Annotated in this window: 16 protein-coding genes; 6 read left to right on the forward strand and 10 right to left on the reverse strand. The window is 65.6% G+C overall.

What is annotated here, in order from left to right; all coding sequences use genetic code 11:
* Window positions 1-4 precede the first annotated feature (4 nt).
* Both J3367_RS15155 and J3367_RS15160 read left to right on the forward strand, forming a co-directional pair.
* Window positions 5-1,234 carry a GNAT family N-acetyltransferase gene (locus J3367_RS15155; RefSeq protein ID WP_024350593.1) on the forward strand — a complete coding sequence of 410 codons (1,230 nt, stop codon included), beginning with the start codon at window positions 5-7 and terminating at the stop codon, window positions 1,232-1,234.
* Window positions 1,235-1,311: 77 nt separating this feature from the next.
* Window positions 1,312-1,734, forward strand: coding sequence for an HIT family protein (locus J3367_RS15160; protein WP_024350592.1), 423 nt, complete (start codon window positions 1,312-1,314; stop codon window positions 1,732-1,734).
* A gap of 83 nt (window positions 1,735-1,817) precedes the next feature.
* On the opposite strand, the gene clpA is transcribed toward J3367_RS15160, so the two are convergent.
* The 3 genes from clpA to J3367_RS15175 form a co-directional block, all read right to left on the reverse strand.
* Window positions 1,818-4,283 (reverse strand): ATP-dependent Clp protease ATP-binding subunit ClpA, encoded by a 2,466-nt coding sequence (gene clpA, locus J3367_RS15165; RefSeq protein ID WP_024350591.1) that lies wholly within the window; start codon window positions 4,281-4,283, stop codon window positions 1,818-1,820.
* Between the two features lie 8 nt (window positions 4,284-4,291).
* On the reverse strand, window positions 4,292-4,660 hold the full coding sequence (gene clpS / locus J3367_RS15170; RefSeq protein ID WP_009209473.1) for an ATP-dependent Clp protease adapter ClpS: 369 nt from the start codon (window positions 4,658-4,660) through the stop codon (window positions 4,292-4,294).
* A gap of 215 nt (window positions 4,661-4,875) precedes the next feature.
* Window positions 4,876-5,271, reverse strand: coding sequence for a phasin family protein (locus J3367_RS15175; protein ID WP_024350590.1), 396 nt, complete (start codon window positions 5,269-5,271; stop codon window positions 4,876-4,878).
* A 376-nt stretch (window positions 5,272-5,647) separates the two neighbouring features.
* Between J3367_RS15175 and J3367_RS15180 the strand changes: the two genes are divergently transcribed.
* Complete coding sequence (locus tag J3367_RS15180) at window positions 5,648-7,126, forward strand: serine hydrolase (protein WP_024350589.1); 1,479 nt, start codon at window positions 5,648-5,650, stop codon at window positions 7,124-7,126.
* A 115-nt stretch (window positions 7,127-7,241) separates the two neighbouring features.
* Window positions 7,242-7,511, forward strand: a complete 270-nt coding sequence (locus J3367_RS15185; RefSeq protein WP_024350588.1) for a hypothetical protein — start codon at window positions 7,242-7,244, stop codon at window positions 7,509-7,511.
* A gap of 47 nt (window positions 7,512-7,558) precedes the next feature.
* Here the strand turns inward: J3367_RS15185 and J3367_RS15190 are convergent, their stop codons facing one another.
* On the reverse strand, window positions 7,559-7,996 hold the full coding sequence (locus J3367_RS15190) for a DUF1489 family protein (protein ID WP_024350587.1): 438 nt from the start codon (window positions 7,994-7,996) through the stop codon (window positions 7,559-7,561).
* Between the two features lie 243 nt (window positions 7,997-8,239).
* Window positions 8,240-8,365 (reverse strand): hypothetical protein, encoded by a 126-nt coding sequence (locus J3367_RS15195; protein WP_266102132.1) that lies wholly within the window; start codon window positions 8,363-8,365, stop codon window positions 8,240-8,242.
* A gap of 218 nt (window positions 8,366-8,583) precedes the next feature.
* On the opposite strand from J3367_RS15195, the gene J3367_RS15200 reads away from it, so the two are divergent.
* Entirely contained in the window at window positions 8,584-9,315 is a 732-nt protein-coding gene (locus tag J3367_RS15200) for a DUF599 domain-containing protein (protein ID WP_024350586.1), read from the forward strand.
* A gap of 18 nt (window positions 9,316-9,333) precedes the next feature.
* Here J3367_RS15200 and J3367_RS15205 read toward each other — a convergent pair whose 3' ends face one another.
* The 3 genes from J3367_RS15205 to J3367_RS15215 are packed head-to-tail and all read right to left on the reverse strand — an operon-like array spanning window position 9,334 to window position 12,321.
* Window positions 9,334-10,125, reverse strand: a complete 792-nt coding sequence (locus J3367_RS15205; RefSeq protein ID WP_024350585.1) for a YdcF family protein — start codon at window positions 10,123-10,125, stop codon at window positions 9,334-9,336.
* Between the two features lie 16 nt (window positions 10,126-10,141).
* A complete protein-coding gene (locus tag J3367_RS15210) occupies window positions 10,142-11,491 on the reverse strand; it encodes a mechanosensitive ion channel family protein (protein ID WP_024350584.1) in 1,350 nt (449 codons plus the stop codon).
* On the reverse strand, window positions 11,491-12,321 hold the full coding sequence (locus J3367_RS15215; protein WP_024350583.1) for an aldo/keto reductase: 831 nt from the start codon (window positions 12,319-12,321) through the stop codon (window positions 11,491-11,493). Before J3367_RS15215 ends, J3367_RS15210 begins: the two co-directional genes overlap by 1 nt.
* A gap of 93 nt (window positions 12,322-12,414) precedes the next feature.
* Here J3367_RS15215 and J3367_RS15220 point away from each other — a divergent pair, with 93 nt between their 5' ends.
* Window positions 12,415-13,377, forward strand: coding sequence for a heparan-alpha-glucosaminide N-acetyltransferase (locus J3367_RS15220; RefSeq protein ID WP_421461534.1), 963 nt, complete (start codon window positions 12,415-12,417; stop codon window positions 13,375-13,377).
* 3 nt (window positions 13,378-13,380) lie between these two features.
* Here J3367_RS15220 and J3367_RS15225 read toward each other — a convergent pair whose 3' ends face one another.
* Window positions 13,381-13,782 carry a MerR family transcriptional regulator gene (locus J3367_RS15225; RefSeq protein ID WP_009209463.1) on the reverse strand — a complete coding sequence of 134 codons (402 nt, stop codon included), beginning with the start codon at window positions 13,780-13,782 and terminating at the stop codon, window positions 13,381-13,383.
* Window positions 13,783-13,896: 114 nt separating this feature from the next.
* Complete coding sequence (gene mgtE, locus J3367_RS15230; RefSeq protein WP_024350582.1) at window positions 13,897-15,309, reverse strand: magnesium transporter; 1,413 nt, start codon at window positions 15,307-15,309, stop codon at window positions 13,897-13,899.
* Window positions 15,310-15,441: the final 132 nt, after the last annotated feature.

Here is a 15,441-nt window from a genome sequence, read left to right on the forward strand (position 1 = left end):
TCGCATGACACGCGAATCCGCCACCGCCCCGACCAGCAGCGAAGAGAGCTTCACGATCCGGGTGGTCGATCGGCTCAGCGCGATCGACGCCGCACGCTGGGACGCGCTGGCCGTGGAGCCCGCGCCGGCGTCTCCCGCTTCTACCGCGACTCCATCGGGCGTCGCCAACCCCTTCGTATCGCACGCCTTTCTTTCCGCGTTGGAGGATAGCGGCTGTGTCGGCGAAGCGACGGGCTGGCTGCCCCAGCATCTGGTTCTGGAAGATCCACAGGGCGCGCCGATCGCAGCCGCCCCAGCCTATCTGAAGGGCCACAGCCAGGGCGAATATGTCTTCGACCAGGGCTGGGCCGACGCCTTCGAGCGGGCCGGCGGTCGCTATTATCCAAAGCTGCAGATGTCGGTGCCCTTTACCCCGGCCACCGGGCCGCGGCTGCTGGTCGGAACCGCACCCGGCACGACGATCCGGCGGCAGGCGCTGGCCGAGGGTGCCAGGACCTATGCGGCCCAGACCGGCGTTTCCTCCGTTCACGCCACCTTCCTCAAGCCCGCGGACCGCGACGTCCTGACCGAGGCCGGCTGGCTGCACCGCACCGACCAGCAGTTCCATTTCCGCAATCGCGGCTATGCGACCTACGAGGAGTTTCTGGAGACGCTGGCGTCGCGCAAGCGCAAGGCGCTGCGCAAGGAGCGCCGCGAGGCGCTGGCCAACGACATCTCCATTTCCTGGCTGACCGGCAGCGACCTCACCGAGGCGGCCTGGGACGCCTTCTACGAATTCTACATGGACACCGGCAGCCGCAAATGGGGCCGGCCCTATCTCAACCGCGCGTTCTTCAGCCTGATCGGCGAGCGCATGGCCGACCAGACGCTGCTCGTCATGGCCTCGCGAAACGGCCGCTACATCGCCGGGGCGCTGAACTTCATCGGCGCCGACACGATCTTCGGCCGCAACTGGGGCTGTATCGAGGACCACCCCTTCCTGCATTTCGAGGTCTGCTACCATCAGGCCATCGACTTCGCGATCGCGCATGGCCTCGGCCTCGTCGAGGCGGGCGCGCAGGGACAGCACAAGCTGGCCCGCGGCTATGAGCCCGTGACCACCCATTCGGCCCACTGGATCGCCCATCCCGGTCTGCGCCGTGCCGTCGACGACTATCTCGACGCCGAGCGCGCCGAAATCGCCCATGTCAGCGACGTCCTGTCCGAGCATACGCCCTACAAGAAGGGTGGCTGACGGCGGGCTCAGCCGTCGACAATCGCGGCAATCTGCCTATCGTCCGGTCTGATTCTGATTGTGAAGGACCGGACACCATGAGCGGCTACGACGACGGCAACATCTTCGCCAAGATCCTGCGCGGCGAGATCCCGAGCCAGAAACTCTACGAGGACGACACGGCGCTGGCGATCATGGACGTGATGCCGGAATCGAAGGGCCATTGCCTCGTCATTCCGAAGGCGCCGTCGCGCAACATCCTCGATGCGTCGGACGAGACGCTCGGCGCGGTGATGCCGGTGGTCGCCAAGCTGGCGCGTGCCGTGAAGAAGGCGTTCGACGCCGACGGCGTCCGCATTGCCCAGTTCAACGAGACCGCCGGCGGGCAGACGGTGTTTCACCTGCATTTCCACGTGCTGCCGGTCTATGCCGGCGTGCCCCTGAAGAAGCATTCCGACGGCATGGCCGATCCGGAGATGCTGGCCGAGCACGCGGCCCTGATCCGCGCCGCCATCGACTGAGTTCGGCCGTGGGGCCCCGGCCCCGCAGCACGATCCGCCACAACGAAGAAGGGCCGCCCCGAGGGCGGCCCTTTCTGTTTCGATCAGCGCGACTTGCGCGGGACCTTGGGAACGGTCCCTGCCCGCTTGGCGGCGGCAGATCCCGTGGAGCCCGCTTCGGGCGCATCACCCGCCGGCTCGTCGTCCTCGATGTCCGAGCCGTCCGGCGCCACCTTGGCGCGCTTCCTGGCTGCGGGCTTCTTGGGCTTCGGCGGCAATTCGTCGGCAATGGCTTCCAGATGCAGCGCCTTGGCGCCGTCCTCGCCGTCGACGACGGACACCTTCACCGTGCCGCCGTTCTTCAGCTTGCCGAAGAGCACTTCGTCGGCCAGCGGCTTCTTGATGTGCTCCTGGATCACCCGGCCCAGCGGCCGCGCGCCCATCGCCTCGTCGTAGCCCTTGTCGGCGAGCCACGTGATCGCGTCCTCCGACAGTTCGAAGGTCACGCCGCGTTCGGACAGCTGCGCCTCGAGCTGCATGACGAACTTCTGGACCACCTGGTGGATGACCGGCGTCGGCAGCGGGCCGAACGGGATCGTCGCATCGAGACGGTTGCGGAATTCCGGCGTGAACAGGCGGTTGATTGCCTCCTCGTCGGCGCCCGTCCGCTTGGAGTGCCCGAAGCCGATCGTCGCCTTGGCCATCTCCGACGCGCCGGCATTGGTCGTCATGATCAGGATGACGTTACGGAAATCGATCTGCTTGCCGTTGTGATCGGTCAGCTTGCCGTGGTCCATCACCTGCAGGAGGATGTTGAACAGATCCGGATGCGCCTTCTCGACCTCGTCCAGCAGCAGCACGCAATGCGGATGCTGGTCGACGCCATCGGTGAGCAGGCCGCCCTGGTCGAAGCCGACATAGCCCGGAGGCGCGCCGATCAGCCGCGAGACGGTGTGCCGCTCCATGTATTCCGACATGTCGAAGCGCAAAAGCTCGACTCCGAGTGCCGCCGCCAGCTGGCGGGCCACCTCGGTCTTGCCGACGCCGGTCGGGCCGGAGAACAGGTACGAGCCGATCGGCTTGTCCGGCTCGCGCAGGCCGGCACGGGCCAGCTTGATCGCCGAGGCAAGGCTGCCGATGGCGGCATCCTGGCCGTAGACGACCCGCTTGAGCTGGGCGTCAAGATGTTCCAGCACCTCGGCATCGTCCTTGGAGACGGCCTTGGGCGGGATCCGCGCCATGGTGGCCACGGTCGCCTCGATCTCCTTGACGCCGATCTGCTTCTTCCGCTTGCCGGCCGCCAGCAGCATCTGCGACGCACCGGTCTCGTCGATCACGTCGATCGCCTTGTCCGGCAGCTTGCGGTCGTTGATGAAGCGGGCCGACAGTTCGACCGCCGACTTGATCGCCTCGTTGGTGTATTTGACCCGGTGGAAATCCTCGAAATAGGGCTTCAGGCCCTTCAGGATCGACACGGCGTCGTCGATGGACGGCTCCTTGACGTCGATCTTCTGGAACCGGCGCACCAGCGCCCGGTCCTTCTCGAAGAACTGCCGGTACTCCTTGTAGGTGGTCGAGCCGATGCAGCGGATCGCGCCGGAAGACAGCGCCGGCTTCAACAGGTTCGACGCGTCCATCGCGCCGCCCGAGGTGGCGCCCGCGCCGATCACCGTGTGGATCTCGTCAATGAACAGGACGGCGCCGGGATATTCCTCGAGCTCCTTCATCACCTGCTTCAGCCGCTCTTCGAAATCGCCGCGATAGCGGGTGCCGGCGAGCAGCGTGCCCATGTCCAGCGCGAAGATCGTCGCATCGGCCAGGACGTCCGGCACGTCGCCTTCGACGACGCGCTTGGCCAGCCCTTCCGCGATCGCCGTCTTGCCGACGCCCGGATCACCCACATAGAGCGGGTTGTTCTTGGACCGGCGGCACAGCACCTGGATCGTGCGGTTGATCTCCTCGGCCCGCCCGATCAGCGGATCGATCTTCCCGTTGCGCGCCTTCTCGTTGAGATTGCTGCAATAGGCCGTGAGCGCATCAGGGGCGTTCTTGCGCTTGCCCTCGTCATCCTGTCCCACTGTCGACTGCTCATCCTCGGCGCCGCGCAGCGGTCTGGTCTCGGAGGCGCCGGGGCGCTTGGAGATTCCGTGCGATATGAAATTCACCGCATCGTAGCGCGTCATCTCCTGTTCCTGCAGGAAATAAGCGGCATGGCTCTCGCGTTCGGCGAAGATTGCCACGAGCACGTTGGCGCCGGTCACCTCTTCGCGGCCGGACGACTGGACATGGATCACCGCACGCTGGATCACCCGATGGAATCCGGCCGTCGGCTTGGAATCCTCGTCATGTCCCGTGACGAGGTTGGAGAGTTCGCTGTCGATGTAGGTCGTCAGATTGCGGCGCAGGATGTCGAGGTCGACACTGCATCCCTGCATCACCGCCGCCGCGTCCTTGTCGTCGAGAAGCGCCAGCAGCAGATGCTCCAGCGTCGCAAATTCCTGTTGCCGGTCGTTTGCGAGCGTCAGGGCCGAGTGCAGCGACTTCTCAAGGCTTTGCGAAAATGTCGGCAAGCTTCACCTCAGTTCTTTTCCATCACGCATTGCAGCGGATGCTGGTGCTGGCGGGCGAAGTCCATGACCTGGGTCACCTTGGTCTCGGCGACCTCGTAGGTGAACACTCCGCATTCGCCAACGCCGTGATTGTGCACATGCAACATGATTCTGGTGGCTGCCTCGCGGTCCTTCTGGAAGAACCGCTCGAGGACGTGGATGACGAACTCCATCGGAGTGTAATCGTCGTTCAGAAGGAGCACTCTGTAAAGGCTCGGCTTCTGGGTTTTGGGTTTCGTTCGCGTGATGACCTCGGTCCCGCGATCGGGGACCTGATCGTCGTCCTTCCCGGCCTGGGACCGCACGGCAGGAGCGCCGTTGCCGGGAAACGCGTGCATGCTCAATTCAACCACCTTCGTCATCGCTCTGTATGTATGTGCCGTGGCACGGATTTTAAGACGCAACGCGGGCATGGCAAAGCATCATCGTGCGGCGTCTCGTCCCTGCCCGCGCCAAGGCATGGCCCGGACACGAAAAAGCCCGGCGGGAGAGCCGGGCTTTTCCTCGTACCGAATATGTGGTGCCCGCGGCCGCGGGACAACCGAGGCGCCGATCAGGCAGCCTTGGTCTCGGCGGCCTGCTTGGCGGCAGCGGCCGGCTTGGTCGCCACGGACGTGCCCGCGGTCGACAGCGTCGCGAGCGAGTGCTCGAACGGCTTGTAGGTCTCCTTGGCGACATCGGTGTAGATCTCGCCCATGCGCGTCGCCTGGCTGACCCAGCCCTGATAGGCGGTCTTGGCGTATTCGCTCTGCAGCGCGATGGCTTTGTCCGGCGAACGCACCTGGAAGAGCTTCTCCATGAATTCGGTCTGCTGCTCATAGGCGCGCTTGGCGAATTCGGACGTCTCCGACGCGACCTGCTGGAAGCCCTTGGTCATGGCCGACACCGACTTCAGCGCGCTGTCCATCGCGTCCTTGGAGAACTTGCTGGCATCTTCATATGCGTTCATCTGGATTTCCCTCGGATTGGTGGTGGTTTGTGGAAGGACGTCCATTCAGCAGGAAGTGCCGGTCCGACCGGTGCCCTGAGCTGCGCCCCGCCCAAAGATATTGCACTGCACAATAAGATTCAAGCGGAATGACGCGCCGCACGCTTCCCATAGGGAATTTCACCTCACTCCTGCCCGTTTCGTTTGGCAGGGTACGAGAAATTTCGATCCGGGATGGGAACGGTCCGGCAACCATAAACCGATTGGTAAGCCCGCCGGCATTAATCTGCGGATCGACACCCGAGGGAGTTGCCCGCTGATATTGCACGGCCTTTCCAAGCGCTGCGACGATATCGACCGGCTTCCTCGCCCATTGCCCGAGCCAGAGAGTTGCTGCGTGCGTAACCCGTTCCCCCGCCTCACCACCGCCGCCAGATCGCTCAGCAGGTTCGCAGGCGTCGTCGCCTTCGGCGCCGGCATGCTGCTGACCGGCGCCGGCCATGCCGAAGCCAACGCCAAATATGCGGGCTTCGTCATCGACGCCAACAATGGCCAGGTCCTCTACAACGACCGGGCCGACGAGTACCGCTACCCGGCGTCGCTCACCAAGATGATGACGCTCTACATGACCTTCGACGCGCTGAAGAGCGGTCGGATTTCCATGAAGGACAAGATGCCGGTGTCGGCCTATGCGGCCGGACGTCCGCCGTCGAAGATCGGCCTGAAGACCGGCTCGACCCTCACCGTCGAGGAAGCCGTCTATTCGCTGGTCACCAAGTCGGCCAACGATGCCGCCGTGGTGCTGGGCGAGTTCCAGGCCGGCTCCGAATCGGCCTTTGCCGCCCGCATGACCGCCAAGGCGCGTCAGATCGGCATGCCGAAGACCACCTTCCGCAATGCCAACGGCCTGCCGGATTCCGGGCAGAAGACCACGGCGCGGGACATGGCGACCCTGGGCATCGCCCTGCGCGAGCATTTTCCGGAATATTACAAGATCTTCTCGACCCGCTCTTACAGCTTCCGTGGCCGCCGGCTCGGCAACCACAACCGGGTCCTGGGCCGGGTGAAGGGCGTCGACGGCATCAAGACCGGCTACATCAACGCTTCCGGCTTCAACCTCGTCACCTCGATCGAGCGAGACGGCAAGAGCCTTGTCGCCGTGGTCATGGGCGGTCGCTCCGGCCGTTCGCGCGACGATCACATGGTCGAGCTGCTCTCGCGCTATCTGCCGAAGGCCAGCACTCGCGATTCCGGCATGCTGCTCGCCGCCCGCTCGGCCAGCCCGGCCATCGTCGCTGCGCTTCCCAAGCAGGGCCCGGTTCCCGATTCCCGCCCGGCCATGACCGAGATCGACCAGCGCATCGCAATGGCCTACGGCTCCGAGGCCGCCCCGGCCGTGGCGCGCATGGTCCAGCCGCAGTCCCGTCCGATCGTCGGCCGTGATGCCCTGAAGGCGGCCCTCGTCGCCGAGCGTCCGTCGGTGCGCATGCCGATCCCGGCCGCCAGCCGCGTGCCGAGCGCAGGCGTCCGCCTGCCGCCGGCAGCCGTCCCGGGTGGACGCGATCTCGATCCCTCGACGACCGGTGCAATAAAGGTTGCCAGCGTCTCGGAGACCGTTCGCACGCCGACCTCCCCCTGGGTGGTCCAGATCGCCGCCACGCCGGAAGCCGATGCCGCCATGGAGATGCTGGCCACCGCCAAGCGCAAGGTCGGCGGCGAGCTGGCGGATGCCGAGCCCTTCACCGAGACGGTGAAGAGCGGTTCGCAGACGCTCTACCGCGCTCGCTTCGCCGGCTTTGCCAGCAAGGACCAGGCCTGGTCGGCCTGTGCCGCGCTCAAGCGCAGCTCGTACAGCTGCTACGCCGTCGCCAACTGACACCGGTCCGGCGGCCCTTGTTCCGGGCCGCCGACCTCCTTGTCGCCGCCGTGCGACCGACCAGCCCGTCCGTTCAGACGGACCCTAAGATGTATCGCGTAGGAAGGGTTCCAGCATGACGACCGAGCACCAGGCAGCCAGCTTCGCCAACACGCTCGCCTTCGCCGGCAGCGCGCGGGCCGCCAATCCCCACCCGCTGCAGCAGGCCGCGCTTCGCCTCGGCGAAGCCCGCGACGGCCGTTCGCGGCTGAAGGCAAAGGATCTCGTGGGGCTGCTTCTGTCCCATGGCGCCCGCGCCTGGCGGGCATCGCAGCCGATCGCCTACACGCGGATCAGGACCATCGCGCCCGAAGGGCACGCGGCGATCCACATGCGCTTCGGCTGACAACGAGACAATATGAGTTTCAGGCGACCGCCGGATTCGGCGTCGCCTCAGAACAGCCCGAGCTCGATGAGTTCGCGCTGCATGTCCACGGGCAGGTCGCCCTCGCCCGCATCGCCGGTTCCGATGTCCCGCGGCACGTCGTCGGGCGTCAGGTAGCGCCAGCCCTGAAACGGGCGGCGCGGCTGGCGGGCGGTCCGCACGAAAGTCGGCTCCAGAACGAGCCGGCAACGCCCGACGCCTTCGGCATCCTTGAACGGCGCGATGGCGACGAGCGGCTGGCGGACCTGGATCTGGCCCTTGATCACCCAGTAGAGCGAGCCGCCATCGAGCAGTTCGTCGATCCGCTTGGGAACCATGCGTGTCACATGCGCCTGTTCGGCAGGCCGACCCTGAAGACGCGCCGCGTCGAGACGCGCGGCGACATGCTCCTCGAGGTCCTCGACGCTGCCGATTCCGACGCATAGCTTGATCAGATGCAAAGGCATGGGTGCTTCTCGAAGCAAACGGCCCGCCGCGTCAAGCCGGATCAGGCACCCGTGGCTGCCACCTCAGGACGCCGCCGGGCGGATTCCCCACCAGACGCCCGACACGCAATGTCCTGCCCGGCCATGCCGAACGAAAGCTTCGGCAAGGTTAAGACGGCCCGGCACTGGCGTGCCGAAGCGAAGCGGATCGGATCTGTCGGAAAAAGGTCTGCGTCGGTGGGCGCCTGGCGCCGACCGGTTCGGTCAGCTGGCGGCGATGGCGACGGTCTCGGGAACCGTGAAGAGGAACCCCAGAACGAGGAGCGTAGAGAAGATCGCGACCGTCCATACGGTCACGCCCCAGCACGACTTGCGCACGCTGTCATCCATGTAACTGAATATCCTGAATCGAGATGGCTTGCGAACCGGTCATGACCCCCGTCCAGCGGTTGCAGCTCTTAAATATCCGTTAAGCGACGACGCCACAAGGCGGGTGCGATGCATATTTCCTCATGGCTGCTATGTTCCACGGCAAGCTTGTCCCGGACTGATGCCGGCGTGTCGCGCGTCATCTGGCCTGCGTCCCGTTGCCGCGCTATGAAAACCTCATGGAAATCCGGCCCCTCGCCGCGAGGGGCGAAGCGGGGCGTGGCATTGTGACGATCGATACGGGGGATGGCGCCGCACTCGCATTCTTTCTGGCGGTGTGGCTCGTCTACAATATCGTGACGGAGCACGGGCCGCTGGCAGCCCGTGGCCTGTCCCAGGCGATGAACCGGCAACGCGAATGCTGGATGCAGGTGATGCTGCTGCGCGATCTGCGGATGATCGACACGGCGATCATGGCGGGGCTCCAGCAGGGCACCGCCTTCTTCGCCTCCGCCTGCATCTTCGCCATCGGCGGCTGCTTCGCCCTGTTCAGCTCGGCCGACCAGATCGCCACCATCGCCGCCGAACTGCCCTTCCACGCCCGGCTCGACCGCGCGCTGGTGGAGATCAAGCTGCTCGGCCTGGTGACGATCTTCGCCTATGCCTTCTTCAAGTTCGGCTGGGCCTACCGGCTGTTCAATTATTGCTCGATCCTGATCGGCGCGATTCCCATGCGGGCGGAAGCCGATCTCGACCCGGACGCCGCCGAGCGAGCCCTCGCCAAGGCCACGCGGCTGAACCAGCTCGCCGGCAAGCACTTCAACTCCGGACTGCGCGCCGTCTTCTTCGCCATCGCCTATCTCGGCTGGTTCCTCGGCCCGACGGCACTCGTCGCTGCGACGATCCTCGTCGTGGTGATTCTCGCCCACCGGCAGTTCATGTCGAATGCCCGTCGGGCGCTGCTGGACTGAACCGGCCGCTTACCTGTCTCAGGGCGTCGGAAACAGCGCGTCGGTGCGTCCGCTCAGACGGTAGGCGACGAGCCCCAGATATTCGCGAATGGCGAAATGCACCTTTTCCAGGTTGCGGGTCGTCGTGCTGGAGGGGCGGTACAGGGCCGGCCCCGACGGCGTGCGGTAATCCACCGGATAGGGCACGATGTCGAAGCCGGCGACGCGAAAGCATCCGACGGCACGCGGCATGTGCGACGCCGACGTCACCAGCACCCACGTCTCGGCCGGCTTCGGCTGCGCAAGCTCCTTGGCGAAGACGGCGTTCTCGAAGGTGTCGCGCGCGCGCCCGTCGAGAAGCAGGCGGTCCGGCGCCAAGCCCAGCCCCCGGTAGAGCGCCTCGGCGGCCTCGGTCTCGGGAATGTCCTCTTCCAGGAGCGCCGCCACGCCGCCGCTGAACAGCAGCTTCGCCTCCGGGTAACGCTGCGCCAGCTCCATGCCGGCGGTGACCCGGTCAGCCGCGTCATTCAGCTCGTTCATGCCCCGCGTGCGCGCCACCCGCGTGTCGAAGGCCCCGCCGAGGACGATGATACCGTCAATCGCCGGCGGCAGGTCGGGACGGGGAAACCGGTCCTCCAGCACCGCCGTCATCACGAGGCCCAGCGGCGTCAGGCTGCACACCGCCAGTGTCGCCGTCGCAACAACGAACAGACCCGCCGCGATGCGTGGCCGGCCGAGCCAGCCGGCCAGAAGCCCGAGAATCGCGACGAGCAGGATGGCGGCCAGCGGCTGCAGCACGAACCAGCCGATCTTGGCGGCATAGAAGAACAATGGCGGCCCTCTCCGGTCAGCTCTCGTCGCCGTCCCGGCGTGCGACCACCGGCGCATCCTCGCGCGGCTCCGTCTGTACGACGACCGGCGTGCGCATGAGGATCTCGCGATGCGGGAACGGAATGGCAATGCCGTTCGCCTTGAAGGCATCCCACAGGGCCAGCAGCACGTCACCCCTGACATTGGTCAAGCCGGCCTGCGGGTCGCGGATCCAGAACCGCACGACAAAGTCGATCGACGATGCCCCGAAGCCGGTCATCCAGCAGACCGCCGGCTTGTGGGAGACCACCCGATTGCAGCTCTCCGCGGCCTCCTTGGCGATCCGGATCACCGCATGCGGATCGCTGTCATAGGCGACGCCGAACTCCACATCGATCCGCACCAAGTCGTTCGAGAACGACCAGTTGATCACCTGGTTGGTGATGAAGTCCTCGTTCGGGATCAGATATTCGCGGCCGTCGCGGGTCACCACCGAGACGAAGCGCGCCCGCAATTCTCGGATCCAGCCGAAGGTATCGTCGAGCGAGATCGTGTCGCCCGGCTTGATCGAACGGTCGAGGAGAATGATAATTCCCGAGATGAAGTTCGACACGACCTTCTGCAGGCCGAAGCCGAGGCCGACGCCGATGGCGCCCGACAGGACGGTCAGCGCCGTCAGGTCGACGCCGATCGAGGCCAGCGCGATGGCCAGCGCCACCAGGATGAGGCCGATCTTGAGGAACTTGCCGATCAGCACCCTGAGGGTCGGCGTCAGTTCCTGATTGCGCTGGACGCGGGTGTCGAGGAAATTGCCGGCGACCGAGGCGAGCCACAAAGTGATGCCGATCACCGCGATCGCCTTGATCACCAGAAGCGCCGAGATCCTGCTCTGGCCGACCGTGATCGCCGACTGGTCCAGCACCGACGCCACCGGTTCCAGGAGGTCGAGGATCGAGAGGCCCGCGAGCAGCGAAGCGACGATGGTAATCAGACGGGCCAGAAGCCGGTTGCGCACGATGCGCGAGGCGACGGCGATCACCAGATAGGCCAGCGCCAGGTCGAAGACGACACCGATGATCTGCGAGCGCGGCCCGCCGGCCGCCAGGTCGATCCGGGTCGCCAGCCACAGAAGCAGCACGAAGAAGATCAGCCCCATGCGGCGGCGTACGGCGACGACCAACCGCAGGATCCGGGGGGCGCCCTTGATCCTGCGCGCCTGGACCTCGATCGGTTCGCGGGTCAGGCGATCGAGCACCCAGGCGAGGCCGAGGCAGGCGACGACAACGGCGATCTGGAACAGCGATGACGGCTCGTAGAAGAAGCCGAGCGCATCGCCCGCCCAGTTGGCGAGCGACTCGCCTGTCCGCCGCAGCGTCGCCTCGTCCATCAGGCGCGGTCCCAGTGGGGCGCGAAGGACGGATCGATCAGGCGTTTGCGCTGCAAGGTCAGCTGGTTCAGCGCCGTCCGCTCGGTCTCGGTCAGCTCGAAGTCGAAGATATCGAGATTCTCGCTGAGCCGCTCCGGCGTGCTCGTGCGCGGGATCGCGCCGACGATGTCCTGCTCGACCTCCCATCGCAGGACGATCTGCGCCGGGCTCTTGCCGTGGGCCTTTGCCGCCTCGGTGATCACCGGATCGGCCAGCAGCTCACCGCCCTTGCCGATCGGCGAATAGGCGATCATCGCCATGTCGTGACGACGGCAGGCGGCCAGGACGTTCTCCTGGCTGAGATAGGGATGGTATTCGACCTGGTTGCAGACCAGCGGGGCCGAGGACATGGCGGCCGCCTCGTCGACCATCGCGCTGGTGAAATTGGCGACGCCGATGTGGCGGGTCAGCCCCTCGCCGATCGTCGCGTTCAGCGCATCGATCGATTCTTCCAGCGGCACGTCGGTGTTGGGCCAATGAATCAGCAGGAGGTCGACCGGCCCCTGCCCGATCGCGTCCACCGCCGCCCGGGCGCTGTCCATCAGCTTGTCTTCGGTGATATCCGTCCACCAGATCTTGGTGGTTACGAACAGCTCCTCGCGGGCGATCCCGCTGGCCGCGATGCCGGCGCCGACTTCCTTTTCGTTCCCATACATGCGGGCGGTATCGATATGGCGGTAACCGGCATCGATCGCCTTTGCCACCATATCGACGCAAGTCTGGCCTTCGAGTGTGAATGTGCCAAATCCGATTGCGGGGATGCGGGCTCCGCCTGCCTCGATGATCTTCATGAACTGCCTTTCCGGATTGCGGCGTGCCGGGTCGCTCCGGCCGCTGTCCGTCCTGAAAGATAGGCGGACGGCAAGTGTGTCCAGCGTCAAGGAATGTGCGTGAGCCAGATAGACAACCCGCCCGTCAGCCGCGGGCGTATCGAGATCATCGACATCACGCGCGCCGTCGCGCTGTTCGCGATGGTGATCTACCACTTCACCTGGGATCTGGAGTACTTCAACTATGTCGAGCGCGGGCTGACGGGCCATGGCGGCTGGCGCATCTTCGCGCGCGCCATCGCGTCGTCCTTCCTGTTCCTGGTCGGCGTCAGCCTGGTGCTGGCCAATGGCCGCGGCATTCGCTGGCAGCCCTTCGGCAAGCGTCTGCTGCAGGTCGTGGCCGGCGCGCTCGCCATCACCGTCGCGACGTACTTCGCCACGCCCAACAGCTTCGTCTATTTCGGCATCCTGCATCACATCGCGGTCGCCAGCGTGCTGGGCCTGCTCTTCCTGCGGCTGCCCTGGTTCGTGACGGCGGCACTGGCGATCGCGGTGGTCGCCCTGCGCAGCTTCGTCGCGACGCCGCTACTCGATCCGAAATGGCTCAACTGGATCGGCCTGTTCCAGACCCCGCCGCTCTCCAACGACTTCGTGCCGCTGTTCCCATTCTTCGGGGCAGTCCTCGCCGGCATCGCGACCGCGCGGCTGGCCGTCGACCACGGTTGGATGGCGCGCATGCGCATGTGGAACGCCGGTCTTGCGCCGTTGTCGCCGCTGGGCGCCATCGGCCGCCATTCGCTGCTGTTCTACCTGTTGCACCAGCCGATCCTCTACGGACTGGTCTTTGTTTTCGCCCAGATCGCGCCGGCCGATCGCACCGCGGGCTTCCACACCGACTGCCAGCGCTCCTGCATTGCCGAGCGCGATGCGGCCTTCTGCGAACGCTATTGCGGCTGCGCGCAACGCGAATTGCAGCGGCGGGACCTGTTCGACGTGTTGATGGGCGGCGATCCGAGCGAGACGCAGATGTCGGCCATCCGCGACGTGACCCGCGAGTGTTCGTTCCGGTCAGAGTGACCGTCAGCCGGTTCGCACGCTCTGGCCGACGCCCAGCTCGGCCATGCGGGTGAGACAGGCTTCCTCGGCGGCGTCGAGTTCGCGCAGCAGGTCCTCAATGTCGCGGCGCTTCTGCTCGAGTTCGCGCCGCTTGTCGCTGACCCGCCCGATGATCGCCTTGAGCTGGCCCGCCTCGCCGGGCGGGCTCTTGTACATGCTCATGATCTCGCGGATTTCCGCGATGGAGAAACCGAGGCGCTTGCCGCGCAGGATGTTCTTCAGGAGCTGGCGGTCGGAATGCCGGAAGAGCCGGGTGCGCCCGCGACGGATCGGCGCCAGCAACCCCTCGTCCTCGTAGAAGCGGATCGTCCGCGTCGAGATGCCGAACTCACGGGTGAGCTCCGTGATCGTATAATAGTCTCGCATTCGACGTTCCGTATCCCTCGGTCGGCGCCCTCAGGGTGATGCATGCCGCCAGATTTACGTAAAAGTCAATCCGGGAACTGCCCCATGGTTACCTGACCGGGGGCATCTCTGACGTCAGCCGAGGCCGAACCAGAAGGCGGCCAGCCCAAGAAAGGCGAAAAAGCCCACCACGTCTGTGACGGTGGTCACGAAGGTACCAGACGCGATTGCCGGATCGGCGCCGAACCGGTCGAGAATCAGCGGAATCAGGATGCCGGCGAGCGCTGCGGCCATCATGTTGACCACCATGGCGACCGCGATCACCCCGCCGAGCCCGGCGCTTTCGAACCAGACGGCGGCGACGAGCCCGATGATCAGGGCGAACAGCACGCCGTTGAGGAGCCCCACCAGCGCCTCGCGCCGGATGATCCGGCCGGCATTGTAGAGGTCGATGTCGCGCGCCGCGAGCGCACGCACCGCGACCGTCATGGTCTGGGTGCCGGCATTGCCGCCCATCGAGGCGACGATGGGCATCAGGATCGCCAGCGCCACCATCTGCTCGATCGTGGCGTCGAACAGGCCGATGACGCAGGACGCCAGGATCGCCGTCGCCAGGTTGATCAGCAGCCAGGAGAAGCGCGACCGCGCCGCCGTCAGCACCGTATCGGAAATCTCTTCGTCGCCGACACCGCCGAGGCGCTTGATGTCCTCGTCGGCCTCCTGTTGCAGGATGTCGATGACGTCGTCGATGGTCAGGATGCCGACGAGACGCTCGTTCTCGTCGACGACCGCGGCCGACAGAAGATCGTACTGCTCGATGATTTGGGCGGCTTCTTCCTGGTCCATCTCGGCCGGGATCGCATGCCGCGTCTCGTGCATGATGTCTTCGATCTTCTCCGGCCGCTTGGCGCGCAGGATGCGGTCGAGATCGACGGCACCCTGCAGCTTGAAGCTGGGATCGATGACGAAGATCTGCGCGAAGGATTCGGGAAGCTCCTCCTCGTCGCGCATGTAGTCGATGGTCTGGCCGACGGTCCAGAACGGCGGCACCGCGACGAATTCCGTCTGCATGCGCCGGCCGGCCGATTCCTCGGGATATTCGAGCGAGCGCCGCAGCCGGATGCGTTCGCGAAACGGCAGCCGGTCGAGGATTTCCTTGCGGTCCTCCTCGTCCAGGTCCTCAAGGATGTAGACGGCGTCGTCGGAATCCAGCTCGCGCAGCGCCTCGGCGACCTGCGCGTTCGGCATCGCGTCGACAATGGACAGGCGGATCGCCTCGTCCACCTCGGTGAGCGCGGTGTAGTCGAACTCGTCGCCCATGAGCCGGACGAGCGACTGCCGGGCGTCGTTGTCGAGCGCTTCGAGAAGGTCGCCGAGCTCGGATTCGTGCAGCCGACCGACTTCCTCGCGCAGATAGGCGGGATTCTCGCCGTCGATCGCCGCTTCGATGCGCTCGAGAAAAGCACCGTCGACGAAGCCGCCCTCATCGTAGATGCCCGACAGTGCTTCGGCCTCGGGCACATCGCTTGTAAGCTGTGTGTCAGCCATGCACCCTCCGATTCTTGGGGTTACCAGAGAAACCCGTCGGCAGGGACGGTCGAGACGCGTCTAGAGGAAATGTCCGTCATTCGGAAGCCGCCCGCGGCAGGCATTCCGACGAATGTCGCAATCGATGCCAGT

Source organism: Aurantimonas sp. NFXS3 (assembly GCF_049132005.1).
Classification (GTDB): domain Bacteria; phylum Pseudomonadota; class Alphaproteobacteria; order Rhizobiales; family Rhizobiaceae; genus Aurantimonas; species Aurantimonas coralicida.